Source organism: Pseudomonas brassicacearum (genome assembly GCF_009601685.2).
Lineage (GTDB): Bacteria > Pseudomonadota > Gammaproteobacteria > Pseudomonadales > Pseudomonadaceae > Aquipseudomonas > Aquipseudomonas kilonensis_B.
Genome location: NZ_CP045701.2, coordinates 169,402 through 193,599, shown reverse-complemented (window position 1 = coordinate 193,599; position 24,198 = coordinate 169,402). Strand labels below are relative to the sequence as shown.

The 24,198-nt window shown below is 60.4% G+C and carries 29 protein-coding genes; 17 read left to right on the top strand and 12 right to left on the bottom strand.

Annotated elements, in window-relative coordinates; genetic code table 11:
* Positions 1-175: 175 nt before the first annotated feature.
* The 6 genes from GFU70_RS00910 (at position 176) to GFU70_RS00885 (ending at position 5,585) form a co-directional block, all read left to right on the top strand.
* On the top strand, positions 176-1,669 hold the full coding sequence (locus tag GFU70_RS00910; RefSeq protein ID WP_058544927.1) for an acetyl-CoA hydrolase/transferase family protein: 1,494 nt from the start codon (positions 176-178) through the stop codon (positions 1,667-1,669).
* Positions 1,670-1,989: 320 nt separating this feature from the next.
* Complete coding sequence (locus GFU70_RS00905; protein ID WP_003187014.1) at positions 1,990-2,205, top strand: DUF1127 domain-containing protein; 216 nt, start codon at positions 1,990-1,992, stop codon at positions 2,203-2,205.
* 341 nt (positions 2,206-2,546) lie between these two features.
* Positions 2,547-2,864: a DUF2388 domain-containing protein gene (locus GFU70_RS00900; RefSeq protein ID WP_058544928.1), complete on the top strand. Its 318-nt coding sequence runs from the start codon at positions 2,547-2,549 to the stop codon at positions 2,862-2,864.
* 106 nt (positions 2,865-2,970) lie between these two features.
* Entirely contained in the window at positions 2,971-3,279 is a 309-nt protein-coding gene (locus GFU70_RS00895; protein ID WP_116643474.1) for a DUF2388 domain-containing protein, read from the top strand.
* Positions 3,280-3,306: 27 nt separating this feature from the next.
* Entirely contained in the window at positions 3,307-3,627 is a 321-nt protein-coding gene (locus tag GFU70_RS00890) for a DUF2388 domain-containing protein (protein WP_003187020.1), read from the top strand.
* Positions 3,624-5,585 (top strand): DUF4105 domain-containing protein, encoded by a 1,962-nt coding sequence (locus tag GFU70_RS00885; protein ID WP_153387466.1) that lies wholly within the window; start codon positions 3,624-3,626, stop codon positions 5,583-5,585. The genes GFU70_RS00890 and GFU70_RS00885 overlap by 4 nt, the downstream gene beginning before the upstream one ends.
* A gap of 149 nt (positions 5,586-5,734) precedes the next feature.
* Here the strand turns inward: GFU70_RS00885 and trpA are convergent, their stop codons facing one another.
* Complete coding sequence (gene trpA, locus GFU70_RS00880) at positions 5,735-6,547, bottom strand: tryptophan synthase subunit alpha (protein WP_058544931.1); 813 nt, start codon at positions 6,545-6,547, stop codon at positions 5,735-5,737.
* Positions 6,547-7,779 carry a tryptophan synthase subunit beta gene (trpB, locus tag GFU70_RS00875; protein ID WP_058544932.1) on the bottom strand — a complete coding sequence of 411 codons (1,233 nt, stop codon included), beginning with the start codon at positions 7,777-7,779 and terminating at the stop codon, positions 6,547-6,549. Before trpB ends, trpA begins: the two co-directional genes overlap by 1 nt.
* Before the next feature lie 114 nt (positions 7,780-7,893).
* On the opposite strand from trpB, the gene GFU70_RS00870 reads away from it, so the two are divergent.
* Positions 7,894-8,811: a LysR family transcriptional regulator gene (locus GFU70_RS00870; RefSeq protein ID WP_058544933.1), complete on the top strand. Its 918-nt coding sequence runs from the start codon at positions 7,894-7,896 to the stop codon at positions 8,809-8,811.
* On the opposite strand, the gene GFU70_RS00865 is transcribed toward GFU70_RS00870, so the two are convergent.
* On the bottom strand, positions 8,784-9,110 hold the full coding sequence (locus GFU70_RS00865) for a DUF883 family protein (protein ID WP_003196426.1): 327 nt from the start codon (positions 9,108-9,110) through the stop codon (positions 8,784-8,786). The genes GFU70_RS00870 and GFU70_RS00865 overlap by 28 nt on opposite strands.
* 155 nt (positions 9,111-9,265) lie before the next feature.
* Here GFU70_RS00865 and GFU70_RS00860 point away from each other — a divergent pair, with 155 nt between their 5' ends.
* Together GFU70_RS00860 and GFU70_RS00855 are read left to right on the top strand one after the other, a co-directional pair.
* Positions 9,266-9,481 (top strand): dodecin, encoded by a 216-nt coding sequence (locus tag GFU70_RS00860; protein ID WP_058544934.1) that lies wholly within the window; start codon positions 9,266-9,268, stop codon positions 9,479-9,481.
* A 116-nt stretch (positions 9,482-9,597) separates the two neighbouring features.
* Positions 9,598-9,822: a DUF1161 domain-containing protein gene (locus tag GFU70_RS00855; protein WP_058544935.1), complete on the top strand. Its 225-nt coding sequence runs from the start codon at positions 9,598-9,600 to the stop codon at positions 9,820-9,822.
* Between the two features lie 53 nt (positions 9,823-9,875).
* Here the strand turns inward: GFU70_RS00855 and GFU70_RS00850 are convergent, their stop codons facing one another.
* Complete coding sequence (locus GFU70_RS00850) at positions 9,876-10,877, bottom strand: LLM class flavin-dependent oxidoreductase (protein ID WP_058544936.1); 1,002 nt, start codon at positions 10,875-10,877, stop codon at positions 9,876-9,878.
* 238 nt (positions 10,878-11,115) lie between these two features.
* Between GFU70_RS00850 and GFU70_RS00845 the strand changes: the two genes are divergently transcribed.
* Together GFU70_RS00845 and GFU70_RS00840 are read left to right on the top strand one after the other, a co-directional pair.
* Positions 11,116-11,547, top strand: a complete 432-nt coding sequence (locus GFU70_RS00845; RefSeq protein WP_003196419.1) for an OsmC family protein — start codon at positions 11,116-11,118, stop codon at positions 11,545-11,547.
* A 149-nt stretch (positions 11,548-11,696) separates the two neighbouring features.
* Positions 11,697-11,930 (top strand): DUF1161 domain-containing protein, encoded by a 234-nt coding sequence (locus GFU70_RS00840; RefSeq protein WP_058544937.1) that lies wholly within the window; start codon positions 11,697-11,699, stop codon positions 11,928-11,930.
* Between the two features lie 6 nt (positions 11,931-11,936).
* Here the strand turns inward: GFU70_RS00840 and GFU70_RS00835 are convergent, their stop codons facing one another.
* Together GFU70_RS00835 and GFU70_RS00830 are read right to left on the bottom strand one after the other, a co-directional pair.
* Positions 11,937-12,362 carry a hypothetical protein gene (locus GFU70_RS00835; protein WP_058544938.1) on the bottom strand — a complete coding sequence of 142 codons (426 nt, stop codon included), beginning with the start codon at positions 12,360-12,362 and terminating at the stop codon, positions 11,937-11,939.
* Between the two features lie 40 nt (positions 12,363-12,402).
* Positions 12,403-12,816, bottom strand: a complete 414-nt coding sequence (locus GFU70_RS00830; protein WP_058544939.1) for a hypothetical protein — start codon at positions 12,814-12,816, stop codon at positions 12,403-12,405.
* A 58-nt stretch (positions 12,817-12,874) separates the two neighbouring features.
* On the opposite strand from GFU70_RS00830, the gene GFU70_RS00825 reads away from it, so the two are divergent.
* Complete coding sequence (locus tag GFU70_RS00825) at positions 12,875-13,966, top strand: aminopeptidase (protein ID WP_058544940.1); 1,092 nt, start codon at positions 12,875-12,877, stop codon at positions 13,964-13,966.
* Between the two features lie 215 nt (positions 13,967-14,181).
* Here the strand turns inward: GFU70_RS00825 and GFU70_RS00820 are convergent, their stop codons facing one another.
* From GFU70_RS00820 to GFU70_RS00810, 3 genes are all read right to left on the bottom strand, one after another.
* Complete coding sequence (locus GFU70_RS00820; RefSeq protein WP_003177201.1) at positions 14,182-14,457, bottom strand: HU family DNA-binding protein; 276 nt, start codon at positions 14,455-14,457, stop codon at positions 14,182-14,184.
* A 191-nt stretch (positions 14,458-14,648) separates the two neighbouring features.
* The gene (locus GFU70_RS00815; protein ID WP_058544941.1) at positions 14,649-15,797 is read right to left on the bottom strand and encodes an NAD(P)/FAD-dependent oxidoreductase; all 1,149 of its coding nucleotides are present in this window, start codon (positions 15,795-15,797) and stop codon (positions 14,649-14,651) included.
* A gap of 24 nt (positions 15,798-15,821) precedes the next feature.
* Positions 15,822-15,989, bottom strand: coding sequence for a rubredoxin (locus tag GFU70_RS00810; protein WP_003177199.1), 168 nt, complete (start codon positions 15,987-15,989; stop codon positions 15,822-15,824).
* A 176-nt stretch (positions 15,990-16,165) separates the two neighbouring features.
* Here GFU70_RS00810 and GFU70_RS00805 point away from each other — a divergent pair, with 176 nt between their 5' ends.
* Entirely contained in the window at positions 16,166-16,729 is a 564-nt protein-coding gene (locus tag GFU70_RS00805; RefSeq protein WP_058544943.1) for a chorismate--pyruvate lyase family protein, read from the top strand.
* Positions 16,729-17,619 carry a 4-hydroxybenzoate octaprenyltransferase gene (gene ubiA, locus GFU70_RS00800; RefSeq protein WP_058544942.1) on the top strand — a complete coding sequence of 297 codons (891 nt, stop codon included), beginning with the start codon at positions 16,729-16,731 and terminating at the stop codon, positions 17,617-17,619. Before GFU70_RS00805 ends, ubiA begins: the two co-directional genes overlap by 1 nt.
* A 156-nt stretch (positions 17,620-17,775) precedes the next feature.
* Here ubiA and GFU70_RS00795 read toward each other — a convergent pair whose 3' ends face one another.
* A complete protein-coding gene (locus GFU70_RS00795) occupies positions 17,776-18,159 on the bottom strand; it encodes a hypothetical protein (protein ID WP_153387465.1) in 384 nt (127 codons plus the stop codon).
* Positions 18,160-18,311: 152 nt separating this feature from the next.
* On the opposite strand from GFU70_RS00795, the gene phoB reads away from it, so the two are divergent.
* The 3 genes from phoB to GFU70_RS00780 all read left to right on the top strand — a co-directional run bounded on the left by phoB (position 18,312) and on the right by GFU70_RS00780 (position 21,824).
* Positions 18,312-19,001 (top strand): phosphate regulon transcriptional regulator PhoB, encoded by a 690-nt coding sequence (gene phoB / locus GFU70_RS00790; RefSeq protein ID WP_003177195.1) that lies wholly within the window; start codon positions 18,312-18,314, stop codon positions 18,999-19,001.
* An 81-nt stretch (positions 19,002-19,082) separates the two neighbouring features.
* Positions 19,083-20,369 carry a phosphate regulon sensor histidine kinase PhoR gene (phoR, locus tag GFU70_RS00785; protein WP_217501342.1) on the top strand — a complete coding sequence of 429 codons (1,287 nt, stop codon included), beginning with the start codon at positions 19,083-19,085 and terminating at the stop codon, positions 20,367-20,369.
* Between the two features lie 114 nt (positions 20,370-20,483).
* Positions 20,484-21,824 carry a hemolysin family protein gene (locus tag GFU70_RS00780; protein ID WP_014335895.1) on the top strand — a complete coding sequence of 447 codons (1,341 nt, stop codon included), beginning with the start codon at positions 20,484-20,486 and terminating at the stop codon, positions 21,822-21,824.
* A 165-nt stretch (positions 21,825-21,989) separates the two neighbouring features.
* On the opposite strand, the gene GFU70_RS00775 is transcribed toward GFU70_RS00780, so the two are convergent.
* On the bottom strand, positions 21,990-22,886 hold the full coding sequence (locus GFU70_RS00775; RefSeq protein ID WP_058544185.1) for a peptidoglycan DD-metalloendopeptidase family protein: 897 nt from the start codon (positions 22,884-22,886) through the stop codon (positions 21,990-21,992).
* A 238-nt stretch (positions 22,887-23,124) separates the two neighbouring features.
* Entirely contained in the window at positions 23,125-24,045 is a 921-nt protein-coding gene (locus tag GFU70_RS00770) for a response regulator (protein WP_058544184.1), read from the bottom strand.
* Positions 24,046-24,198: the final 153 nt, after the last annotated feature.

Below are 24,198 nucleotides of genomic sequence, written 5' to 3'. Positions count from 1 at the left end.
CCCGACTTGTCGGGGCGTTTTGATTTGTATCAAGGCCGAACGTTACCGATCCGGTAATAATGTTTTGCCTGAAACACCCGTAATAGAGGCGTCAAATGCGACCTTTGTAGCGGGTCGGGCACAGCGCGAATTCACTAGACTGCGCATCTTGCTTTCCAGCCCGAGATAACAACCTATGTACCGTGATCGCATCCGCCTGCCTTCGTTATTGAATAAAGTGATGAGTGCTGCCGAAGCAGCCTTGTTGATTCAGGACGGCATGACCGTCGGCATGAGCGGCTTTACCCGCGCCGGAGAAGCGAAAGCAGTGCCCCACGCCCTGGCTGAGCGCGCCAAGGTCACCCCGCTGAAAATCAGCCTGATGACGGGTGCGAGCCTGGGTAACGACCTCGACAAGGAACTCACTGAGGCCGGCGTGCTGGCGCGACGCATGCCATTCCAGGTCGACAGCACGTTGCGCAAGGCAATCAACGCGGGCGAGGTGATGTTCATCGACCAGCATCTCTCGGAAACCGTCGAACAACTGCGCAACGGCCAGCTCAAGCTGCCCGATATTGCCGTGATCGAAGCAGTGGCCATCACCGAACAAGGGCATATCGTACCGACCACATCAGTGGGTAACTCGGCCAGTTTCGCCATCTTCGCCCGGCAAGTGATCATCGAGATCAACCTGGCCCACAACCCGAACCTGGAAGGGCTGCACGACATCTACATCCCGACCTATCGCCCGACCCGCACCCCAATCCCCCTGGTAAAAGTGGACGACCGTATTGGCAGCCCTGCCATCCCGATCCCGCCGGAAAAAATTGCCGCCATCGTCATCACCAACCAAGGGGATTCGCCTTCGACCGTCGCGCCACCGGACAGCGACACCCAGGCCATCGCCGATCACCTGATCGACTTCTTCAAGCAGGAAGTTGCGGCCGGACGCATGACCAACAAGCTCGGGCCGTTGCAGGCCGGAATTGGCAACATCGCCAACGCCGTGATGTGCGGGCTGATCGATTCTCCGTTCGAAGACCTGACCATGTATTCCGAGGTCCTGCAGGATTCGACATTTGACTTGATCGACGCTGGCAAGCTGAGCTTCGCCTCGGGCAGTTCTATCACGCTGTCGAGCCGACGCAACACCGATGTGTTCGGAAACCTGGAAAGGTATAAGGACAAACTGGTCCTGCGCCCACAGGAAATCTCCAACCATCCCGAGGTCGTACGTCGCCTGGGCATCATCGGTATCAACACCGCGCTGGAGTTCGACCTGTACGGCAACGTCAACTCCACCCATGTCTGTGGCACTCGGATGATGAATGGCATCGGCGGTTCGGGGGATTTCGCCCGCAACGCCCACCTGGCGATTTTCGTCACCAAGTCGATTGCCAAGGGCGGCGCCATTTCCAGTGTCGTGCCGATGGTCAGCCATGTGGACCATACCGAGCACGATGTCGACATCCTGGTGACCGAGATTGGCCTGGCCGACCTGCGCGGCCTGGCGCCAAGGGAGCGGGCACGCGTGGTGATCGACAACTGCGTGCACCCATCCTACCGCCAAGCGTTGAATGAATATTTCGAAGCAGCGTGCGCCCTGGGTGGGCATACCCCGCATATCCTGCGCGATGCACTGAGCTGGCACGTGAACCTCGAAGAAACCGGGCGCATGTTGGCCATCTGATACAGCTGGATCACCGGTTGTCGCAAATACAGTTTTGATTGAAGGCCGTCACTCGAGCCTGACGCGACAAAAACTGTACTGCTGTACCGGTGTTTTCTTACAGTCTTTTCCCACAAAACATCAGACATTTGCCAAAAACGCACCAATGCAGTGCAGACAAGTACAGTTGCCTCAATATCGACCAGTACACCGCTCTTTAACAGTTAACTGGTCTCTCACAATACAGATGAACTGTATCTAGAGAGACTGGCCAAACGAGAGGATCATGGGCACCAGTTAAACCACTACCTAATCCCGCCACAAGCGGAAGGATGTCAACCATGGAACGTACACTCAGTTCCGAGCTGTTTTTCGAAGACAAAGCTGAAAAAAACCAGGCTTCCCTGCCTCTTCGCGTTATCGCTAACCTGATGTTGTGGCAGCGCCGCATCGCCAGCCGCCACCAACTGGCTCGTCTGGATTCGCGCCTGCTGGCTGACGCCGGTATCAGCGAAGCACAACGTTACGAAGAGCTGAGCAAGCCGTTCTGGCGCTAACTCAGCGTCGCTGGCCCTGACCCACCGGGTCCACCGCCAGCACCGAATTGAACAAACAAGACCCGTCGCGGGAAACCGCGACGGGTCTTGTCGTTTCCGGGACCGTACTTTGGCAAGACCGCAGAGATACAACAGTTTCATAAAAATAAAAACAGACCAGTACAGTTAATCTTGAGCCATAGCACCAATGTGAGCGTCATCGTGCCAATGGCTCTCGCAAGGGCTGTCACCCAACGCGTTCTGTCCTAATATCGATGCAAACGTGGCGAAGCGAGTCGAGCATGCGTCTGCTCTTTCAGCTACAAGCACCGGCATCACCTCATTATTCAAGGAGTCTCACCATGAACCGTCTTCGCCTGCTCAGCGCAGTTGCCCTGCTGGCCGTAGCCGCCCACTCCAATGCCAGCAGCTTTATCGTCACCACTGACTCCATCGTTGGCGCACTCAAGGCCACGTCCGACGTGACTTCCGATGCAACTTCATCATTGCGGGACAACAAGATCGTTCAAGCCGCCCGAGATGACGCTGCCAGCTTCGTGGCCAGCGAAGGCGCCATCCGTGGTGTGAAGCTGGAAAGCGCTTTGGATTACATCCGCCAGCAAGCACCACAGCTCAACGCTACCGATGCGCAGCTGGCCCAAGCCATCCTGGTGATCTGATGCAACATGAAACATCGGGCGCCAAATGGTGTTCCGATGTTTCAACGCTGGCTCTGGCCCGCAGGTTTGCGCTAGCCTTCAGGCTCGCCATCAATCGTCGAGCCCCATGCGTTCTTACTCATATCTGTTCTTAGCGTCTTTCTTCGTAGCTTTTTGCTGGTCAGTTCCGGCCCATGCCTTCGATGTGTCCACCCAGCAAGTGGTGGTCAGCGGCTATGCCACGAGCATGGTGACCTCCGCGCCCTTCGACCATAAACTGATCGTCGCCGCTCACGATGACGCTGCGGCCTTCGTTGCCAGCGACGGGCAGTTGCGAGGTGCACAACTGGAATCGGCCTTGGATTACCTGCGCCGGACCCAGCCAAAACTTCACGTCAGCGACCTTGAACTGGCACAAGCAATTCTCGTCCAATAGTTATCCTTATTTCTCCGGAGTCGTTCCATGCGTAGCCCGCTGATTGCTGCCGCCCTAGGCCTGCTGGTGTTGGCCGATGTGGCCCAGGCACACACCCTGGTAGCCACCAGTAACATCATCGTCCGCGCGTCCCAGCGCACGATTGATTTCACTTCCGACACCACCACTTCCATCCGTGATTCAAAAATCGTCCGCGAAGCCCATGACGATGCGGCCAGTTTTGTCGCCAGCAATGGGGAGATTCGTGGTGCTCATCTCGAGGCCGCCTTCGATACCTTGCGCACCCGCGTGCCGGAAGCCCGCGACGCCAGTGACCAGGTTCTCGCCGAAGCCATCCTCGCATTGTGAGGCGGTTCGCCGCCTGGCTGGCGGCCGGGGTCTTGCTGCTCACGGGCAGCATGGCCCAGGCTGGCCTGCAACTGCACCTCAACACCGAGGGACTGAGCCCGGCGCAACAGCAGGCCAGCCAGGCGCTGCTCGATGAAGCCATGCAGGCGCTGCCGCCACGCTTCATCGAGCGGCTGGACCGACGCATCGATGTCGGCTGGACCGACCAGATGCCCGCCAACGCCTACGGCCAGGCCTCGCTGGTGTCGCAACTGGACCTCAATAGCAACCTGCTCGACGGCCTTGTCGACGGCAGTGCCGCGACGCAAAAGACTCATCGCCCCCACGGCACCGTACGACGGGAAATGCTCGCCACGGTCCTGCACGAACTGACCCACATTTATGACCGCTCGCGTCTATGGCCAGATGCCGAGCGTACGCTGATCCAGCGCTGCACTCGACGCAACAGCAGCGCGGGGCTCATCGGTCTTCCCGATGAATGCCGGGGCCAGAACGACCGCCGTTTCACCCTCAGCGATGATCCGCGCTTGCTGGACCTGGCCGGCTGGCCGCAATACGTTGGCCGACGCGGTGAACGGGAACAGCACAACCGCCAGGTCGCCCGCAGCCCGGACATCTACGAAACGAGCAGCCCCAAGGAATTTGTCGCGGTCAATATGGAGTACTTTCTCCTCGACCCGAGCTACGCCTGCCGACGCCCCGCCCTGTATCGCTACTACCAGGAACACTTCGGCTGGGCGCCCGCCGCCAAGGACACCTGCGCCAAATCGTTCGCGTTCCTCAACGCCGGCAACGACTTCGCCAAGACGCCACTGGGCAAGGTCGATCCAGAGCGAGTCTATTCCATTGATTACCTGCTGGCCGAAGCCAATCAGAACTGGGTGAGCCGCTGGGGCCACAGCATGCTCCGGCTGGTGATCTGCGCACCGGGTCGCCCACGTGGCTCGGACTGCCGCCTGGATCTGGACCAACACCTGGTACTGTCATACCGCGCCTTCGTGAGCGATGTGCAGCTATCGAGTTGGGATGGGTTGGTAGGCAAATACCCGTCGCGCCTGTTCGTATTGCCGTTGGCCCAGGTGATCGATGAATACACCAAGACCGAGCTGCGCAGCCTGGCATCGGTGCCGCTGAACCTGTCGCGCACTGAGATCGAGGAGACGGTCGAGCACGCCGCCGAAATGCATTGGAGCTATGACGGCAACTATTACTTCCTGTCCAACAACTGCGCCGTTGAAAGCTTGAAGCTGCTGCGCAGCGGCAGCAATAACGAGCAGCTCAAGGGCCTGGACAGCATCATGCCTAACGGCTTGTTGGAAGTACTCAAAGGCCGCGGCCTGGCGGACACCAGCGTGCTGGATGATCCCAAGGAAGCCTTGCGCCTGGGCTACCGCTTCGACTCATTCCGCGATCGGTACCAGGCGATGTTCGATGTGCTGAAGAAGTATCTGCCGATCAAGCAACAAACGGTGGAAGACTGGCTGGCCCTGGACGCCGCCGAACGCCGCGTCTGGTTCGAACAGGCCGACCTGCGCACCAGCGCAGCGTTATTGCTGCTGGAACAGGCCAGTTATCGTCGGCAACTGCTGTTGGCGCAGGATGAAGTCAAACAGCGCTACCTCGGTGCCCGTGAATTGCACAATGGCGGCATGGAAAGGGCCAACGCGACACTGCAGCAGATCCTCGCCAACAGCGGTTTCCTGAGCCGCCCGGCCGAACTGCTGGGCAGCAGCGGTTACGGCTTGCCGCAACCGCGCGAGTGGCAACGCCTGGAATCGCAAAGCAGCTTGCGTCAGAAACAGCTTCAAACGCTGACTGGCGACCTGGACAAGGAAGTCCGGGCATTGCTTGAGCCGAGTCGCGCCGCTGAAATTGCTGCGAGCGAGGCCAATGTGAAAGCGATCGGCGAGCATTTGCGCAAGCTGCACAAGGCCGGGGGCGGGTTGGAGTTGCCTTGATACCATTGTGGCGAGGGAGCTTGATCCCGCTGGGTCCGTAGGAGCTGACGAGCGAAGCGAGGCTGCGATCTTTTCACTGCCAATTGAGTCTGGAGCGAAAGATAAAAAAATCGCAGGCTTAGCCAGCTCCTACAAAGCCGAACCAGGCATCAGCCCAGACGCGCCTTTCGCACACCATCAGCCAGGGCGGCACACAAGCTCAACACGCCATCAATCGCCTGTTCCGATGTATCGGCATTGGCGATATGGTCGATCAGCGCCGAGCCAACCACCACTCCATCAGCCAATCGTGCGATGGCCGCCGCCTGCTCCGGCGTACGGATACCGAAACCAATGCTGATCGGCAAATCGGTGTGGCGACGCAGGCGTGCCACGGCTTCTTCCACGTGCTCCAGTGTCGCGGCACCGGCACCGGTCACACCCGCCACCGACACGTAGTACACAAAGCCCGAACTGCCGTTGAGCACCGTCGGCAAACGCACGTCGTCTGTGGTTGGCGTGGTCAGGCGGATAAAATCCAGGCCGGCTGCCTGGGCCGGTTCGCACAGTTCGCTGTTGTGCTCGGGCGGCATGTCCACAACGATCAGGCCATCGACACCAGATTCCAGCGCCTCGCCGATGAAACGCTGCACGCCATAACGGTGGATCGGGTTGAAGTACCCCATCAGCACCAGCGGTGTCTCGCTGTTGTCCTTGCGGAACTCACGAACCATCTGCAGGGTTTTCGCCAGGTTCTGCTGGGCGCCCAAGGCACGAATATTCGCCAATTGGATCGCCGGGCCGTCGGCCATCGGATCGGTGAACGGCATGCCCAACTCGATCACGTCGGCACCGGCCGCTGGCAGGCCCTTGAGGATTGCCAGGGAGGTGTCGTAGTCCGGGTCGCCAGCCGTGACAAAAGTCACCAGGGCGGCGCGGTTCTGTTCCTTGAGTTCGGCAAAACGGGTTTGCAGGCGGCTCATCAGTGTTTCTCCTGCTGGGACTGTTCCATGTGGTGCATCACGGTTTGCATGTCTTTGTCGCCACGGCCGGACAGGTTGACCACCATCAGGTGATCTTTCGGCAGGTTGGGTGCGCGTTTGAACACTTCCGCCAGGGCATGGGCGCTTTCCAATGCAGGAATGATCCCTTCCAGGCGGCAGCATTTGTGAAAGGCTTCCAGAGCTTCGGCGTCGGTCACCGAGGTGTACTGGACGCGACCAATATCGTGCAACCAGGCGTGTTCCGGACCGATGCCGGGGTAGTCGAGACCCGCCGAAATCGAATGGGCGTCGATGATCTGACCGTCATCGTCCTGCAACAGGAAGGTGCGGTTGCCGTGCAGTACACCGGGGACGCCGCCGTTCAGGCTCGCCGCATGCTTACCGGTCTCGATGCCATAACCGGCGGCTTCGACGCCGATGATCTCGACGCTCTTGTCGTCCAGGAACGGGTGGAACAGGCCCATGGCGTTGGAGCCGCCGCCGATGCACGCCACCAGGCTGTCCGGCAGGCGACCTTCCTGGGCTTGCAGTTGCTCGCGGGTTTCCTTGCCGATCACGGCTTGGAAGTCGCGCACCATCGCCGGATACGGATGCGGGCCAGCCACAGTGCCGATCAGGTAGAACGTGCTGTCGACGTTGGTGACCCAGTCGCGCAGGGCCTCGTTCATTGCATCTTTCAGGGTACCGGTGCCCGCGACCACCGGGATAACTTCGGCGCCCAGCAGTTTCATGCGGAACACGTTGGCCTGCTGCCGCTCAATGTCGGTAGTGCCCATGTAGATCACGCAATCGAGGCCAAAACGCGCGGCCACGGTGGCGGTGGCCACGCCGTGCATGCCAGCGCCGGTCTCGGCGATGATGCGTTTCTTGCCCATGCGCCGCGCCAACAGGATCTGGCCGATGCAGTTATTGATCTTGTGCGCGCCGGTGTGGTTCAGCTCTTCACGCTTGAGGTAGATCTTGGCGCCGCCGCAGTATTCGGTCAGGCGCTCGGCGAAGTACAGCGGGCTCGGACGACCGACATAGTCACGCTGGAAGTAGGCCAATTCCTCAATGAATGCCGGATCTTCCTTCGCCAATTCGTATTCGCGAGCCAGATCGAGGATCAGCGGCATCAGGGTTTCGGCCACATAGCGGCCGCCGAACGCACCGAACAGGCCGTTGGCATCGGGGCCGCTGCGCAGGTTTAAAGGGGTCGTAGACTGGGTCATCGGGCGCTCCAGGCAAAAAATGTATTGAAAGACAATGACGCTCACTCTACCCCTGACATTCCCAGCTGAAAACCGATAAGATCGCCACAACCTGTCAGAAAAACTCACAGATAAATGAGCCACGACCTTCCCCCCCTCAATGCCTTGCGCGCCTTCGAGGCCACCGCCCGCCTGAACAGCGTAAGCCAGGCGGCCGAACAGCTGCACGTCACCCACGGTGCCGTGAGCCGACAGTTGAAGGTGCTTGAAGAGCATTTGGGTGTCAGCCTGTTCATCAAGGATGGACGCGGCTTGAAACTCACAGATGCCGGCATGCGTCTGCGCGATGCCAGCACTGACGCGTTCGAGCGGTTACGCAGCGTGTGCGCAGAACTGACGCAAAGCACGGCAGATGCCCCGTTCGTCCTGGGCTGCTCGGGAAGCCTGCTGGCGCGCTGGTTTATTCCCCGCCTGGGCAGGCTCAATGCCGACCTGCCGGATTTGCGCCTGCACCTGTCCGCTGGCGAGGGTGACCTGGACCCCAGGCGACCAGGACTGGATGCCTTGCTGGTATTCGCCGAGCCGCCCTGGCCGGCCGACATGCAGGTGTATGAACTGGTGAGCGAGCAGATCGGCCCGGTCATGAGTCCGCACTACGCCGGATTCGCCCGCTTGCAGGCTGCACCGGCCAGCGCGCTGCTGGATGAATCGTTGCTGCATACCACGTCCCGCCCACAGGCCTGGCCGACCTGGGCACAGCAAAACGACCTTGACCCTCGGGCATTGAAGTTCGGGCAAGGATTCGAGCATCTGTATTATTTGCTGGAGGCCGCCGTAGCGGGGCTCGGCGTGGCGATCGCACCCGAGCCGTTGGTGGCCGAGGATGTGCGCGCAGGTCGCCTGGTCGCGCCGTGGGGGTTCGATGAAACGGCGGCGCGGCTGGCGTTATGGCTACCCAAGCGCGCCGCAGACGGGCGCGCTCGACAATTGGCCCAGTGGCTCAAGCATGAGCTGAGCCAACCGGCTCAGTCACCGCGTTTGCACAGCAAGTAAGCAGCCAGCAAACCAAGCGCACCGACCGCGACACCGGCCGTGGTCCATGGGTGTTCCTGCGCGTAGTCGCGGGTGGCGATCCCGGTTTCACGGGTTTTCACCTTGACCTCTTCATACGCGTCACTGAGCAGATGGCGAGAATGTTTCAGCGCGTTCTCGGCATTGGCCTTGAGCGACTTGAGGGTCTTACGCGACTCGTCCGAAGCGTCGTCCTTCAGGCTTTCCAACGACTTGAGCAGACTCTCGATCTCCGCTTCCATGCTTTGCAACGAGGCTTTGCGTAACGAATTGCTGGCCATGGTGGCTCTCTCCTGCAGTGGTTGAGTGGCGTGTGTGAATTGGGACTGCGACCGCTTCTGAAAGTGCAGTAAATCTGAACTTCAAGGCATAAACGGCGCCACACGTAAGGCGAAAAATCGCTGCTAGGCTGTTAAAGACAACCAAGGAGAACGTCATGACTGATCATCACACCTACAAAAAAGTCGAGCTGGTCGGCTCCTCTCCCACCAGCATAGAAGACGCCATCAACAACGCCCTGGCCGAGGCCAGCAAAAGCCTCAAGCTCCTGGAGTGGTTCGAAGTCACGGAAACCCGTGGTCACATCGAAAATGGCCGGGCCGCGCACTTCCAAGTGACCATCAAGGTCGGCTTCCGGATTGCCAATAGCTGAGGGGCGGTGAACTTGCACGCTGGCGGAGTGCCATAGGGAATGGCGATGCGCTATCTGGCAAGCGCGTCATGTCTGTTCGATCCCTGCCCTATTGATCCGACCAAGGAGTGCGAGCGATGAAAAATTTGATGGTAGCCCTGGGTTTGCTAAGCCTTGCCGGTGGCGCGTTTGCGGCCGGCAAGCCCTGCGAAGAGCTGAAAAGCGAAATCGCAGCGAAGTTGGACGCCAAGGGAGTGTCAGGGTATTCGCTGGAAATCGTCGATAAAGGCGCAGCGGCTGACGGAAAAGTCGTAGGCACCTGTGAGGGCGGTACAAAGGAAATCGTCTACAAACGCGGCTGATAGCGCGTTCAGTTCAAAGCCGACGCACAGCGTCGGCTTTTTATTGCCGCAACTCAGCCCTTCATGACCTGCGCCAGCAACTCATACGAGTGCAGGCGATCAGCGTGTTCATACAGGTCGCTGGTAAAAATCAGCTCATCGGCCTGGGTTTGCTCGATCAGTACCTCCAGCTTGGCGCGAATCTTCTGCGGGCCGCCGACCATGGCCAGGCCAAGGAAATCACCCACCGCTTCTTTCTCGTGGGGTAACCAGAGGCCGTTCATGGTTTCCACCGGTGGACGCTGCACCAGGCTCTGGCCGCGCATCAGCGCCAGGATCCGCTGATACACCGACGTCGCCAGGTAATCGGCCTGTTCATCCGTGTCTGCCGCCACCAGCGGCACACCGAGCATCACATAAGGCTTGTCGAGCACTGCCGACGGCTTGAAGTGGTTGCGGTAGATACGAATTGCCTCGTGCATGTAGCGCGGTGCGAAATGGGAGGCGAACGCGTAAGGCAAACCGCGCTCACCGGCCAGTTGTGCACTGAACAGGCTCGACCCCAGCAACCACACCGGCACGTTGGTGCCGGTGCCGGGCATGGCAATAATGCGTTGGTCCGGGGTGCGCGGGCCCAAATAGCGCATCAGTTCGGCCACGTCTTCAGGGAAATCGTCCGCGCTGCCGGAGCGCTCACGACGCAGCGCCCGGGCGGTCATCTGGTCGGAACCGGGCGCACGCCCCAACCCCAGGTCGATCCGACCCGGGTAGAGGCTTTCCAGCGTGCCGAACTGTTCGGCGATGATCAACGGCGCGTGATTGGGCAACATGACCCCGCCGGAGCCGACACGAATGGTCGAAGTTCCCCCCGCCAGATACCCCAGCAGCACCGCCGTCGCGGAGCTGGCGATACCGTCCATGTTGTGGTGCTCGGCCACCCAGAAGCGGGTGTAACCGTATTTTTCCACGTGCTGCGCCAGGTCCAGCGAGTTGCGCAAGGACTGGGCGGCATTGCCATCGGCGCGGACAGGCACCAGGTCGAGGGTTGAGAATTTCACTTCGGACAGCTGTTTCATGGGCCGGGATCTCCAACGGCGTTCCGGGCTTTTCCAAGGGCAAAAGCCTGCCGTTTCTAAAGGTGTGCTCCATGCAATGTGGGCATATACCCGAGTTTCAATAGCTGCGAAGAAATTTCCTACTAAATTCGTCGGCTAATCGACAAGGTGAACTTTTCCGGGCGGTCTATCCTCACAACCCAGACAGCTAAAAAAACACCCAGGCGCGTCTCTCGCGCCGGATCTTCAGGAGGCAGACATGGCTATCATCAAGAAAGCATCGGCTCATTGGGAAGGTGACCTGAAAACTGGTATCGGCTCCATTTCCACGGAAACCGGTGTGTTGCGCGAAGCGCCCTATGGCTTCAAGGCGCGCTTCGAAGGCGGCAAGGGCACCAACCCGGAGGAACTGATTGGCGCGGCCCATGCCGGCTGTTTTTCCATGGCCTTTTCGATGATCCTCGGCGATGCCGGGCTCAAGGCCGACAGCATCGACACCAACGCTGAAGTGACCCTGGACCAGGTCGATGGCGGTTTCGCGATCACGGCAGTCAAGTTGGTACTCAAGGCGAAAATTCCCGGCGCCAGCCAGGCGCAATTCGACGAACTGAGCAAGAAGGCCAAGGAAGGGTGTCCGGTTTCCAAGGTGCTGAACGCCCAGATCACCCTGGATGCGACGCTGGTGAACTGACGCATGAAAGGGTCGCAGCCTTTGCAGGCGCTGCTGAAGGCTGCGATTTCTTGAATACGGTCGAGCTGTTTACCCTGGCGCAATTATGATCGAATGAAGCCTGCAGTTTCAGCGCACAGGCAGTGCGCGCTGCCATGAGGAATTCGAACATGAAACGATCAGCCCTGGTGGTCATCGGCTGTGCATTCGCTGCATCAGCCCTTGCAGACCCCAAACCCTGCGAAGAGCTGAAAGCGGAAATCGAAGCGAAGATCCAGGCCAATAACGTGCCTTCCTACACATTGGAAATCGTGACCAATGATGAAGTGCACGACGAAAATATGGTCGTGGGCAGTTGCGAAAACGGCACCAAAAAGATCATCTACCAGAAGAACGACAGCTAAGCAGTCCTACGGAACGCAATTGACCTGCCGTTCTTCGGCCACGATTTCACGCTTGGCGTTATAAAGTCGGGCGCTGGGTGTGAACGCCAGGTTGCGAGCCTCCAGGCGATAACGCTGGCCCGCCTCGAAATGGTCATAACGCACGAGCATGTAGCACAACCGCTCCCGCGGTTCAGCTTGCATACCCAACCCACCACCGCTAAACACTTCGAAGTCGAAGCGCACTTTCAGTTCGTGACTGCCCGGCGAAACCTGAAAGAACCTTCCGTCCCGCAATCGCTGGCCATCGAGGCTTTCAGCCATCAACATTTTGCCGCCCGGCATGGGGGTAGCGAAATCGATCCACGCCATGTTCGGGTCGACCTGGGGCAGCGGGCTCGTTGCACAACCGCCCATGGAGACCAGGGCAAGTAACAGCAGAGGTAAGCGCATGGTGAATTTCCCGGAAATCAGGCACTGAGCATAGCGCCAATCAAGTGTGTTGGCAGCCCGCCGGCGTACCTTGTCCCACTACTTTGCGTTGTTGATCGTAAAGCTTGGCCCATGGCCGGAAACCGATGCTGCCGGCCTGCAGTTGGTAACGTTGGCCCGCGTTGAAATCCTTGAACTTCACATTCAACCGGCAATCACGCCACAGCGGCTCGGCATCCGGGCCGATGTTGCCGGGCTCGACGGCAAACTGATAACGCACCGTCAGCTCATGGCTGCCGGGTTGCACTTCGAAATAGCGCCGGTCGATAGACGTCTTGTCATCGACTTTTAGCGCTTGCAGCGCGGTGTCCTGCTGGTTTCCCAGGTCGATCCACGCCTGGGATGGATCAGGGTCAGGCAAACCGGCGCAACCGGTCAGCAGCAACAGGCCGCTCGTCAGCATCAACACGCGCATAGCGAAGCTCCAGGCAAGCGAGATAGTCTTGTGGACAGACTTCCCAGGGTGATTCCAATTGATCAGGCCGCGTTCAAGCCATCGGTTACTCGACCGTGTTTTCCAGATTTTGTTTCCAAGTCTCCTGCTTTTGTTACTGAACGGTTGCACAAGCGCCGCTTATTACAGCCAGCTCGTCGGTGGGCAACTGCGGTTGTTGCAGGCCCGAGAGCCTGTCGACCAGGTCATCGCCGACCCTGCTCGCGATGCCCAACTGAAAGCGCACCTGACCCAGGCGCGCGAGGCACGGACGTTCGCCAGTGATCACCTGCATTTGCCGGACAACAAAAGCTATCGCCTGTATGCCGACATTGGCCGCCCGTTCGTAGTCTGGAATGTCTTCACCACGCCAGAGTTTTCCCTGGCGCCGCAAAATCATTGTTTCCCCATTGCCGGTTGCGTGGCTTATCGCGGTTACTACAGTCAGGGCGCAGCCCGTGGCGAAGCCGCATTGCGGCGTTTGCAGGGCATGGACGTGTCGATCGGTGGTGTAGAGGCCTATTCGACACTGGGCTGGTTCAACGATCCGATCCTGAGTTCGATGATGCATTGGGGCGACGAACGCCTGGCGACGCTGATTTTCCATGAACTGGCGCACCAGCGCTTTTATGTAAAGGACGACACAGAATTCAATGAGTCCTTCGCCACCTTCGTCGAGCAGGAAGGCAGCCGGCAATGGCGCGCCAGTCGAGGCCTGGCGCCGGATAACGGTAAACGGGTACGCCAGCGTGACCAATTCATCCAATTGATTCTCGACACCCGCCAGCGCCTGGAAACCCTCTATGCCCAACCCCTGACAGCTGAACAGATGCGCCAACGCAAAGCTGCGGAATTCGAACGCCTGCGCACCGACTATGAGCAGTTGCGCGACACTCAATGGGCAGGCGACAAACGCTACGATGCCTGGGTCTATGCCCCTCTGAACAATGCGCGATTGCTGCCGTTCGGGCTGTATGACCAGTGGGTGCCGGCGTTTGCGGCGCTGTTCAAGCACAAGGGCGGCGATTGGATTGGGTTTTATGCGGCGGTGGAAAAGCTCGGCAAATTGCCGATCGACGAGCGAAAGGCGGCCTTGAAGGCGTTGGCAGCGCCGAAGACCTCTGCGGATTAGGCGCACGTCATCGCGTGTAGGAGCTGCCGAGCGAAGCGAGGCTGCGATCTTTTCCCTGATGCTTGAGTCTCAAGCGAAAGATCAAAAGATCAAAAGATCGCAGCCTTCGGCAGCTCCTACAACGGGACACCCAGCACAAAAAAAGGGCATACCGATTCATCGGTATGCCCTTTTGATTGCCGCTTTCTTCCCCCTGGTTGAGGTACTCGCAGCAATTATGGGTTGACGCTGTCTTTCAAGAACTTGCCTGGTTTGAAGGCAACGGTGTTGCTGGCCTTGATCTTCACCGGCTCACCGGTCTGTGGGTTTTTGCCGGTGCGGGCGCCGCGGTGGCGTTGCAGGAAAGTGCCGAAGCCCACCAAGGTGACGCTGTCCTTGCGGTGCAGGGCGCCGGTGATTTCTTCGAGGACGGCGTTGAGGACGCGGTTGGCTTGTTCTTTGGTGAGGTCTGCTTTTTCCGCGATAGCGGCGGCGAGTTCTGGTTTACGCATGAATGAAGCCCCTTTGACGGTTTTTTTGTTGTTATGTCCGTGCCGTTCTCTTTGGAACGGCCCCTAAGGCGCCGCAGGCTCTACTCTGCGGCAGACGGGAGTGAGGATGGCACGGTGCCGAAAACGGCGCCAGTGTCCGGGCGACCTTTGTGGGACCAAAAGTAGGGTTTTTGCGACAGAACGACCAGTATTTACGCCAGCAAGGGTGGAAGTTCCTTGTTCAGCGCCAGTTTCTCCATCACCGCCGTGCCTGTCAGCGCGTAGCCCAGCAGGTTGCCTTGAGCGTCGCGGCATAACGCCTTGATGTCCGCACCCTGCCCTTCGACGCTCCACACACCCTCGCTGCCTCGCGGTGGTGGCGACACCACCAGTGGGCACACCGGGGTTTTTACGGTAATCGGCATGGCGCCGTAGCTGACGGCCGTCGGGTTGCCGGCCAGGGTCTGGGCCAGGGCCCGGGCGCAGCTCATCAGCGGCATGACATACAGCAGGTTCAAGCCGTCGACCTCGGCGCAGTCACCCAGGGCGTAGATGTTGGCGTGGGAAGTTTTCAACTGACGGTCGACCACAACGCCACGGTTGACCACCAGACCGGCGGCGGCCGCCAGGTCGATGCGTGGGCGCAAGCCGATGGCCGAGACTACCAGGTCACAGGCAATCACCTGGCCGTCGGACAGGTGCGCCTCCAGCCCGTCGGCGACCTTCTGCAAACGGTTGAGCACGGGGCCCAGGTGGAAACGCGCGCCGAGGCTTTCCAGCCCGGCCTGGACCGCTGCGGCAGCGGCCGGGTGCAGCAGCGTCGGCATGACTTGCTCGCACGGCGCCACCAGTTGCACTTCGTAGCCACCCAGGCTCAGGTCGTTAGCGAACTCACAACCAATCAGGCCAGCGCCGAGCAACAACACCCGACGCTTGCCAGCGGCCGCGGCCCTGAAGCGTGCGTAGTCTTCCAAGTCGTTGATCGGAAAAATCAGCTCCGCCGCATCGCCCTGCACCGGCACGCGCACGGTTTCGGCGCCCCAGGCCAGGATCAGGTCACGGTAGCTCACCGCCTCTTCGCCGATCCACAGCCGCTTGTGGCCCGGATCGATGCCGCTGATGCGGGTGTGGGTGCGTACTTGGGCCTTGAGTTGCTCGGCCATGGCCCCCGGTTCGGCCATGCTCAGGCCGTCGGCATCCTTGTTTTTTCCAAAGCCTGTGGAGAGCATCGGCTTGGAATACGAGCGCCCGTCGTCCGCGGTGATCAGCAGCAACGGGGTTTCGCTGTCGAGCTTGCGAAACTCCCGGGCCAGGTTATAACCGGCCAGGCCCGTACCGACGATGACGACAGGTGCGCTCATGTTGCTCTCCATTTGATGAAACGATCAGTTGATTTCGATCATTTCGAAATCCATTTTGCCGACGCCACAGTCCGGGCACAGCCAGTCTGCCGGTACGTCCTCCCAGCGAGTGCCGGGCGCGATGCCATCGTCAGGCCAGCCGTCAGCTTCGTTGTAGATCAGGCCGCAGACGATACATTGCCACTTCTTCATTCCAATATTTCCTCAAGATGTCAGGCCTTGGCCGGTATTTTCCGGCTCAGGGCCGTTTTGTACTGATCGGTTGCCACAGATGCAAGCATGATCGGCGGGACGGCAGGCCAGGCCAGTCAAAATCACCGACCGACATGGTAAGCTCGCGCCCTCATTTGCTGCCATTCAAGACCTCTGTGCCGCATACAAATTCGATATTTCCTACACTCCAATGGCTGCCCCAGCCCCTGCTGTCGCCTCGCCCCGATGCGGGTGTCCTCGACTGGCTGTTCGACGAAGGCTCCCTGACCCGGCGCCTCACGCGCCTGTCGGACGGCCATTTCAGCGTGACGCCGTTGTTCGAAGGCTGGCAACCATTGCGCGCCGACGAATGCGCCGCCCTGGACCTGGCCGAGGGCAGCGAGGGCTGGGTACGCGAGGTGTATCTGCGCGGCCATGACCAGCCGTGGGTGTTCGCCCGCAGTGTGGCGGCGCGCAGCGCCTTGCAGGGTGACGGCTTGCAGATGGACGAACTGGGCAGCCGTTCCCTGGGGGAGTTGCTGTTTTGCGACCAGGCGTTCCAGCGCCGAGCCATCGAAGTTTGCCATTACCCCGAGGCCGGGTTGCCGGAAGAAGTGCGCGCCAGCGGGCTGTGGGGTCGCCGTTCACGCTTCGATCGCGGTGCGTTGAGCGTGCTGGTGGCGGAAATTTTCCTGCCGCGCCTGTGGACCGTCGCCCGCGCCTATTCGGAGAGTTTTTGATGTACGTGCAACTGCTCAAATCCTTGAATCGCCTGAACCCACGGGCCTGGGACTTCGTGCAACTGACCCGCATGGACAAGCCCATCGGCATCTACCTACTGCTGTGGCCGACGTTGTGGGCGTTGTGGATTGCCGGGGAAGGCTCGCCGTCCATCGCCAACGTGGTGATTTTCGTCCTCGGCGTGGTGCTGACCCGCGCCGGCGGTTGTGTGATCAATGACTGGGCCGACCGCAAGGTCGACGGTCACGTCAAGCGCACCGAGCAGCGCCCGCTGGTGAGCGGCAAGATCAGTTCGAAAGAGGCACTGGTGTTCTTCGCCGTGCTGATGAGCGTGAGTTTCCTGCTGGTGCTGTGCACCAACGCACCGACCATCCTGCTCTCCCTCGGGGGTTTGGCGCTGGCACTCAGCTACCCGTTCATGAAGCGCTATACCTATTACCCGCAAGTGGTCCTGGGCGCGGCGTTCTCCTGGGGCATGCCAATGGCGTTCACCGCCGAAACCGGTCATCTGCCGGCCGCCGCCTGGCTGCTGTACATCGCCAACCTGCTGTGGACGGTGGGCTACGACACCTATTACGCGATGACCGACCGGGACGATGACCTGCGCATCGGCGTGAAATCCACGGCGATCCTGTTTGGCGATGCCGACCGTGTGATCATCCTGACGTTGCAAGGCCTGGCCTTGGGCTGCCTGCTGTTGGCCGGGTCGAAATTCCAGCTGGGCGGCTGGTTCCACCTGGGGCTGGTGGCCGCTGCCGCATGCTTCGCCTGGGAGTTCTGGTACACCCGTAACCGGGACCGGATGCGCTGCTTCCAGGCATTCCTGCACAACCACTGGGCCGGGCTGGCGATTTTCGTGGGGATCGTGCTGGATTACGCGTTGCGCTGAATCCGCTGCCCCCCACTGAACCTTGGGTCATGAAAGCCTTTGTGGCGAGGGAGCTTGCTCCCGCTCGGTTGCGCAGCGACCGCAAGATTTTGGGCCGCTTCGCAGCCCAGCGGGAGCAAGCTCCCTCGCCACAAAAAAGCGTCTTAATGGGACGCGTTACTTGGCCTTGGCAACCTTCCAGGCGCCATCCATTTTACCGTCGCCAGTCATGTCTCCGGCCTTCTTGTCCATCACGAAGGTGTACAGCGGCATGCCCTGATAGGCCCACTGCATTGAGCCGTCATCACGCTTGATCACGGTCCAGTCCCCCATGGATTTATCACCCGCCTCAGCCATCAGCGGTGGCCAATTGGCCGCACACTTGTCATTGCACATCGACTTGCCGGCCGAGTCCTTGGCGAAGGTGTACAGCGTCATGCCCTTATGGTCGGTGAACATGCCGTCCTTCTCCATCGCAGGATCGGCTGCCATCGCCAATCCAGGCAGCGTCAGGGCAGCCGCCATCAGCAGGGCTTTGAAAGAAACAGTCATTTGTTTCATGGAAACCTTCTTTTGCAGTTGTCAGGAATCGGACTGAAAAGCTTAGTCCAGGATCCTCTACACTGCCGGGTGCCGAAATAAGTGTCACACGACTGCAATAATTCCGTTATCTAATGCGGCGCAAGACAGTTAAATGACAAGAGGATTACCCCATGGTTGGCAGGAGCATTCTGATCGTCGACGACGAGGCGCCCATCCGCGAGATGATCGCTGTTGCGTTGGAGATGGCCGGCTATGACTGCATGGAAGCAGAAAACTCTCAACAGGCCCACGCCATCATCGTCGACCGCAAGCCCGACCTGATTCTGCTGGACTGGATGCTGCCCGGCACGTCTGGCATCGAACTGGCGCGACGCCTCAAGCGCGACGAGCTGACCGGCGATATTCCGATCATCATGCTCACCGCCAAGGGCGAAGAGGACAACAAGATCCAGGGCCTGGAGGTCGGTGCCGACGACTACATCACCAAGCCGTTTTCCCCGCGGGAGCTGGTAGCGCGCCTGAAGGCCGTGCTGCGACGCGCCGGGCCGACCGATGGCGAAGCCCCCATCGAAGTCGGTGGCCTGCTGCTCGACCCGATCAGCCACCGCGTGACCATCGACGGCAAACCCGCCGAGATGGGCCCGACCGAATACCGCCTGCTGCAATTTTTCATGACTCACCAGGAACGTGCCTACACCCGCGGCCAACTGCTGGACCAGGTCTGGGGCGGCAACGTCTATGTCGAAGAGCGCACCGTGGACGTGCACATCCGGCGCCTGCGCAAGGCACTCGGCGACGCCTATGAAAATCTGGTACAAACCGTGCGCGGCACCGGTTATCGTTTTTCGACCAAGGCCTGATCCGAGCCCTTACCGCCCGACAAAGCTGACAAGGACGCGCGTCACGTGAACCAAAACTGGCATGGCACCCTGATTCGCCACATGTTGTTGCTGGTGACCGGCTGTTTGCTGATCGGCCTGATCAGTGGTTACTACGGTTGGAGCCTGGCCGCGGGCCTGGGGCTTTACCTGGCCTGGACGCTCAAGCAATTGCTGCGCCTGCATGAATGGCTGCGCCTGCACCAACCCGACGAAGCGCCGCCCGACGGCTATGGCCTGTGGGGTGAGGTGTTCGACAGCATCTACCACCTGCAACGGCGCGACCAGCGCGTTCGCGGACGCCTGCAGGCGGTGATCGACCGGGTCCAGGAGTCCACCGCCGCGCTGAAAGACGCGGTGATCATGCTCGACAGCGACGGCAACCTGGAGTGGTGGAACCGCGCCGCCGAGACCCTGCTGGGCCTCAAGACGCCCCAGGACAGCGGCCAGCCGGTGACCAACCTGGTGCGTCATCCGCGCTTCAAGGAGTATTTCGAGCAGGCCAATTACGCCGAGCCGCTGGAGATCCCTTCGCCCACCAATGACCGGCTACGCATCCAGCTGTACATCACGCGCTATGGCAACAATGAGCACTTGATGCTGGTGCGCGACGTCACGCGTATTCATCAGCTGGAACAGATGCGCAAGGACTTCATCGCCAACGTTTCCCACGAACTGCGCACGCCGTTGACGGTGATCTGTGGTTACCTGGAAACCCTGCTCGACAACGTCGAGGAGGTGAACCCGCGCTGGAGCCGGGCCTTGCAGCAGATGCACCAGCAAAGCGGGCGCATGCAGACCCTACTCAACGACTTGTTGCTGCTGGCGAAGCTGGAAGCCACCGATTACCCGTCGGACAACCAGCCAGTGCCCATCGACGACCTGCTGCAAACCATTGTCGAAGATGCGCAGGAACTGTCCGGCTCCAAGCAGCAGACCATCACCCTGGAGGCCGACCCTGCCGTGCAGCTCAAAGGCAGCGAGGCGGAACTGCGCAGTGCCTTTTCCAACCTGGTGTTCAACGCGGTCAAGTACACCCCGGAGCAAGGCCGGATCCATGTGCGCTGGTGGGGCGATGAGCAAGGCGCGCACCTGAGCGTGCGGGATTCGGGGATCGGCATCGACAGCAAGCATTTGCCGCGCCTGACCGAACGTTTCTACCGTGTCGACTCCAGCCGCAACTCCAATACCGGGGGCACCGGGCTGGGCCTGGCCATCGTCAAACACGTCCTGCTGCGCCATCGCGCCCGCATGGAAATCAGCAGCGTACCCGGCCATGGCAGCACCTTTACCTGCCATTTCGCCCCGGCCCAGGTGACTCGCACACGCCTGGCCCATCCCGCTGATTGAGCACGCCCCCTAGGCAATCGCCCAGTCAGCCGCTACATTGACTGACTTGCGCCTGCCTTTTCAGGCGCTCATTTTTTAATTCCTACGACTATACGGAACCCGCAAAACTCCATCATGGACCCTTCCCCTGGCTTGTCCCTCGTTACCCTCTTCGCCGAATTCGGCATGATTCTTTTTGCTCTGATCCTGGTTTTGCTCAACGGTTTTTTCGTTGCGGCCGAATTCGCCATGGTCAAGCTGCGCTCGACCCGGGTCGAGGCCATTGCCGAGCAGAACGGCTGGCGCGGGCACATCCTGCGCACCGTCCATAGCCAGCTCGACGCCTACCTGTCGGCGTGCCAGCTGGGTATCACCCTGGCCTCCCTGGGCCTGGGCTGGGTCGGTGAGCCGGCGTTCGCCCACATCCTCGAGCCGTTGCTGGGCGCGGTCGGCGTACAGTCGCCGGAAGTGATCAAGGGCGTGTCGTTCTTCACCGCGTTCTTCATCATTTCGTACCTGCACATCGTGGTCGGTGAACTGGCGCCCAAATCCTGGGCGATCCGCAAGCCCGAGCTGCTGTCGCTGTGGACCGCCGTGCCGCTGTACCTGTTCTACTGGGCCATGTACCCGGCGATCTACCTGCTCAACGCCAGTGCCAACGCCATCTTGCGCATCGCCGGCCAAGGCGAGCCTGGCCCGCATCACGAGCACCACTACAGCCGCGAAGAACTGAAGCTGATCCTGCACTCCAGCCGTGGCCAGGACCCGAGCGACCAAGGCATGCGCGTGCTGGCCTCGGCCGTGGAGATGGGCGAACTGGAAGTGGTGGACTGGGCCAACTCCCGGGAAGACCTGGTGACGCTGGAGTTCAACGCGCCGCTCAAGGAAATCCTGGCGATGTTCCGTCGCCACAAGTTCAGCCGTTATCCGGTGTATGACAGCGAGCGCCAGGAGTTCGTCGGCCTGCTGCACATCAAGGACCTGCTGCTGGAACTGGCGGCCCTGGATCACATCCCCGAGTCGTTCAACCTGGCCGAACTGACTCGGCCGCTGGAGCGCGTGTCGCGGCACATGCCGCTGTCGCAATTGCTGGAACAGTTCCGCAAGGGCGGTTCGCACTTCGCCTTGGTCGAGGAAGCCGACGGCAACATCATCGGCTACCTGACCATGGAAGACGTGCTGGAAGTGTTGGTGGGCGATATCCAGGACGAACACCGCAAGGCCGAACGCGGCATCCTGGCCTACCAGCCGGGCAAGCTGCTGGTACGGGGTGATACGCCGCTGTTCAAGGTCGAGCGCTTGCTGGGCATCGACCTGGACCACATCGAAGCCGAAACCCTGGCCGGGTTGGTCTATGAAACCCTCAAGCGCGTACCGGAAGAGGAAGAAGTGCTGGAAGTCGAAGGCCTGCGGATCATCATCAAGAAGATGAAAGGGCCGAAGATCATCCTGGCGAAGGTGTTGATGCTCGATTGAGTGTCAACCCGTTCCGGCGAGCCGGTGGCAAAGCTGTGGGAGCAAAGCTTGCTCGCGATACAGGCGACGCGATTTCTGAAAGACCGCGTCGCTTTCATCGCGGGCATGCCTTGCTCCCACAGATAAATCCCTCCACCACGAAAGCATCCTCATCACGCCTAGGTTCTACTGCTTGCCCAGCGCAAAGTTGGGCAAGTCGCCCACCGGTTGATTGAACTGGTAGGGAATCGACACCAGCCCCAAGCCGGTATTGCGCTGCACCACAAAATGCAGGTGCGGGCCTGAGCTGTTGCCGGTATTGCCCGACAACGCCAACGGCGTGCCCACCCCGATCCGCTGCCCTTCCCGTACGCTCACCGAACCTTTCTGCAAGTGCAGATAGACGCCCATGGTCCCGTCATCGTGCAGCACCCGCACGAAGTTGCCCGAAGGGTCGTCCCCACGGCCGGTCTGCTGGTTTTCGGTCTTGATGACCACGCCGCCCCGCGCCGCGATGATCGGCGTGCCCACGGGCATGGCGATGTCCATGGCGTAGCGGCTCTTCGGACCGTAATGGCTGTACTGGCCGTTGGCACCCTGGCTCAGCCGGAACGGCCCGCCCCGCCACGGCAACGGGTACCGATAGGCCTGTGCCGCGCCTGCAGGGTCGCCCAGGGAGTATTCGAACCTTGGGGTATACACCAGCGGCCTGCCGGGCCGCGTGGCCGTGAGCAGCGCCAGGCGCAGGTTGCTGCGCGCCGGCAGCACCCGACGAATCGGTCGGCTCGGTGCCCCGCTGACGTTGCGCAGCCCGGCGAAACTCAACTCGATCTCCACCGGCGCGTACAGATCGTTGCGCACGAACACCGCGTCCGCGCCTTTGTGCTTCTTGATATCGAGGAACACCTGTCGCTCCAGGCGCTCGACCATGCGATCGCGGAACACGAACACCTGGGCGCCCTTGCTGGGGCGATCGCTATAGGACACCACGCCATTGGCATCGGTGGATTTGTAGATCGTCATGGCCACGGCCGAGGTGGAGGCCAGGACAAGACCACAGGCAAACAGCAGGGGTGCGAGCATGGGCAAAGGTTCTGTCGAAAAATGAAGGCCTGCACAGCAGCCTAGCAGCTGGGATGGACCAGAGTAGTCGACGGATGTTTCAAAATTGGATCAGTGATCGGTGTTGAAGCTCATGGCCCCATCGCGAGCAAGCTCGCTCCCACAGGGGGATTTGCGCAGGGCACAAAAACTGTGGCCAGTGAACAAATCACTGTGGGAGCGAGCTTGCTCGCGATGGCGTATTCAAAGCGCCGCCGAATCAGGCGCCAGGTACGAAGTGCTTCTGCGCGGTGCCGCGGGCGATCAGGCGGGAGATGTAGTCGAGTTTCTGCGGGTCTTTGTCGACGAAGCGGAAGGTCAGTTGCAGCCATTCGCTGTCGGGCGTCTGTTCATGGGCGACGATGGCGTGCAGGTAGCCGTTCAGACGAGCGGTTTCGGCGTTGTCGCCTTGCTCCATGTCCAGCACTGCACCTTCGAGCACTTGCGGCAGGGTGTCGGTGCGTTTGACCACCAGCAGCGCTTCCTTGAGGCTCAGGGCCTTGATCACGCATTGCTGGGTGCCGCTGGACAGGCGCAACTGGCCTTGGCCGCGGTTGGTCGACGGAGCGGCGGCGGCCGGCGCCTTGACCGGTGGGCTGTTGAGCAGGCCACGCGCCGGAGCGGCTGCAGCTGGGGCAGCAGCGGGGGCCGAAGCAACAGCGGCGACCGGAGCCTTGCCGCCTGTCAGGGCGCTCAAGGAGTCATTGCCGAACGCCGAGTTCATCTTGGTCGGGGCACTGTTCATCAGCGTATCGAGCTTGCCGACCTTATGCAGGGCCTGTTTGACCTTGGTCAGTAGCTGTTCGTTGGTGAACGGCTTGCTGACATAGCCGGAAACGCCGGCCTGGATCGCCTGGACCACGTTTTCCTTGTCGCCGCGGCTGGTGACCATCACGAACGGCATGCCCTTGAGGTTGTCCTGCTGGCGGCACCAGGTCAGCAGTTCCAGGCCGGACATTTCCGGCATTTCCCAATCGCACAACACCAGGTCGAACGCTTCGCGAGCCAGCAGGGCCTGGGCTTTCTTGCCGTTCACCGCGTCTTCGATGCGCACGCCCGGGAAGTAGTTGCGCAGGCACTTCTTCACCAGGTCACGAATGAACGAAGCATCGTCCACGACCAACACACTGACCTTACTCATCCAGATACACCTCTAAAAAATCCCGGCAAGCATACCGCTTTTACTGATGGCACATTGCCAAAAAACCTTCAGTCACGCCGGGACTTTTCGTTCGCGGGGTGCTGCTTTCGATTAAAAAAAATCCAAAAAAAAGCCCGACCAGAAGGCCGGGCG

Bases quoted from the DNA above. Each gene is read 5' to 3' on its own strand.
- GFU70_RS00835 (WP_058544938.1), bottom strand. From the start codon at position 12,362: ATGCGCTTACCTCTGCTGTTACTTGCCCTGGTCTCCATGGGCGGTTGT.
- GFU70_RS00810 (WP_003177199.1), bottom strand. From the start codon at position 15,989: ATGAAGAAGTGGCAATGTATCGTCTGCGGCCTGATCTACAACGAAGCT.
- GFU70_RS00820 (WP_003177201.1), bottom strand. From the start codon at position 14,457: ATGCGTAAACCAGAACTCGCCGCCGCTATCGCGGAAAAAGCAGACCTC.
- ubiA (WP_058544942.1), top strand. From the start codon at position 16,729: ATGTACGTGCAACTGCTCAAATCCTTGAATCGCCTGAACCCACGGGCC.
- GFU70_RS00905 (WP_003187014.1), top strand. From the start codon at position 1,990: ATGGAACGTACACTCAGTTCCGAGCTGTTTTTCGAAGACAAAGCTGAA.
- phoR (WP_217501342.1), top strand. From the start codon at position 19,083: ATGTTGTTGCTGGTGACCGGCTGTTTGCTGATCGGCCTGATCAGTGGT.
- GFU70_RS00890 (WP_003187020.1), top strand. From the start codon at position 3,307: ATGCGTAGCCCGCTGATTGCTGCCGCCCTAGGCCTGCTGGTGTTGGCC.
- GFU70_RS00770 (WP_058544184.1), bottom strand. From the start codon at position 24,045: ATGAGTAAGGTCAGTGTGTTGGTCGTGGACGATGCTTCGTTCATTCGT.
- GFU70_RS00775 (WP_058544185.1), bottom strand. From the start codon at position 22,886: ATGCTCGCACCCCTGCTGTTTGCCTGTGGTCTTGTCCTGGCCTCCACC.
- trpA (WP_058544931.1), bottom strand. From the start codon at position 6,547: ATGAGCCGCCTGCAAACCCGTTTTGCCGAACTCAAGGAACAGAACCGC.
- GFU70_RS00815 (WP_058544941.1), bottom strand. From the start codon at position 15,797: ATGAGCGCACCTGTCGTCATCGTCGGTACGGGCCTGGCCGGTTATAAC.
- GFU70_RS00780 (WP_014335895.1), top strand. From the start codon at position 20,484: ATGGACCCTTCCCCTGGCTTGTCCCTCGTTACCCTCTTCGCCGAATTC.
- GFU70_RS00840 (WP_058544937.1), top strand. From the start codon at position 11,697: ATGAAACGATCAGCCCTGGTGGTCATCGGCTGTGCATTCGCTGCATCA.
- GFU70_RS00895 (WP_116643474.1), top strand. From the start codon at position 2,971: ATGCGTTCTTACTCATATCTGTTCTTAGCGTCTTTCTTCGTAGCTTTT.
- GFU70_RS00795 (WP_153387465.1), bottom strand. From the start codon at position 18,159: ATGAAACAAATGACTGTTTCTTTCAAAGCCCTGCTGATGGCGGCTGCC.
- GFU70_RS00865 (WP_003196426.1), bottom strand. From the start codon at position 9,110: ATGGCCAGCAATTCGTTACGCAAAGCCTCGTTGCAAAGCATGGAAGCG.
- GFU70_RS00900 (WP_058544928.1), top strand. From the start codon at position 2,547: ATGAACCGTCTTCGCCTGCTCAGCGCAGTTGCCCTGCTGGCCGTAGCC.
- GFU70_RS00860 (WP_058544934.1), top strand. From the start codon at position 9,266: ATGACTGATCATCACACCTACAAAAAAGTCGAGCTGGTCGGCTCCTCT.
- phoB (WP_003177195.1), top strand. From the start codon at position 18,312: ATGGTTGGCAGGAGCATTCTGATCGTCGACGACGAGGCGCCCATCCGC.
- GFU70_RS00850 (WP_058544936.1), bottom strand. From the start codon at position 10,877: ATGAAACAGCTGTCCGAAGTGAAATTCTCAACCCTCGACCTGGTGCCT.
- GFU70_RS00910 (WP_058544927.1), top strand. From the start codon at position 176: ATGTACCGTGATCGCATCCGCCTGCCTTCGTTATTGAATAAAGTGATG.
- trpB (WP_058544932.1), bottom strand. From the start codon at position 7,779: ATGACCCAGTCTACGACCCCTTTAAACCTGCGCAGCGGCCCCGATGCC.
- GFU70_RS00830 (WP_058544939.1), bottom strand. From the start codon at position 12,816: ATGCGCGTGTTGATGCTGACGAGCGGCCTGTTGCTGCTGACCGGTTGC.
- GFU70_RS00855 (WP_058544935.1), top strand. From the start codon at position 9,598: ATGAAAAATTTGATGGTAGCCCTGGGTTTGCTAAGCCTTGCCGGTGGC.
- GFU70_RS00870 (WP_058544933.1), top strand. From the start codon at position 7,894: ATGAGCCACGACCTTCCCCCCCTCAATGCCTTGCGCGCCTTCGAGGCC.
- GFU70_RS00845 (WP_003196419.1), top strand. From the start codon at position 11,116: ATGGCTATCATCAAGAAAGCATCGGCTCATTGGGAAGGTGACCTGAAA.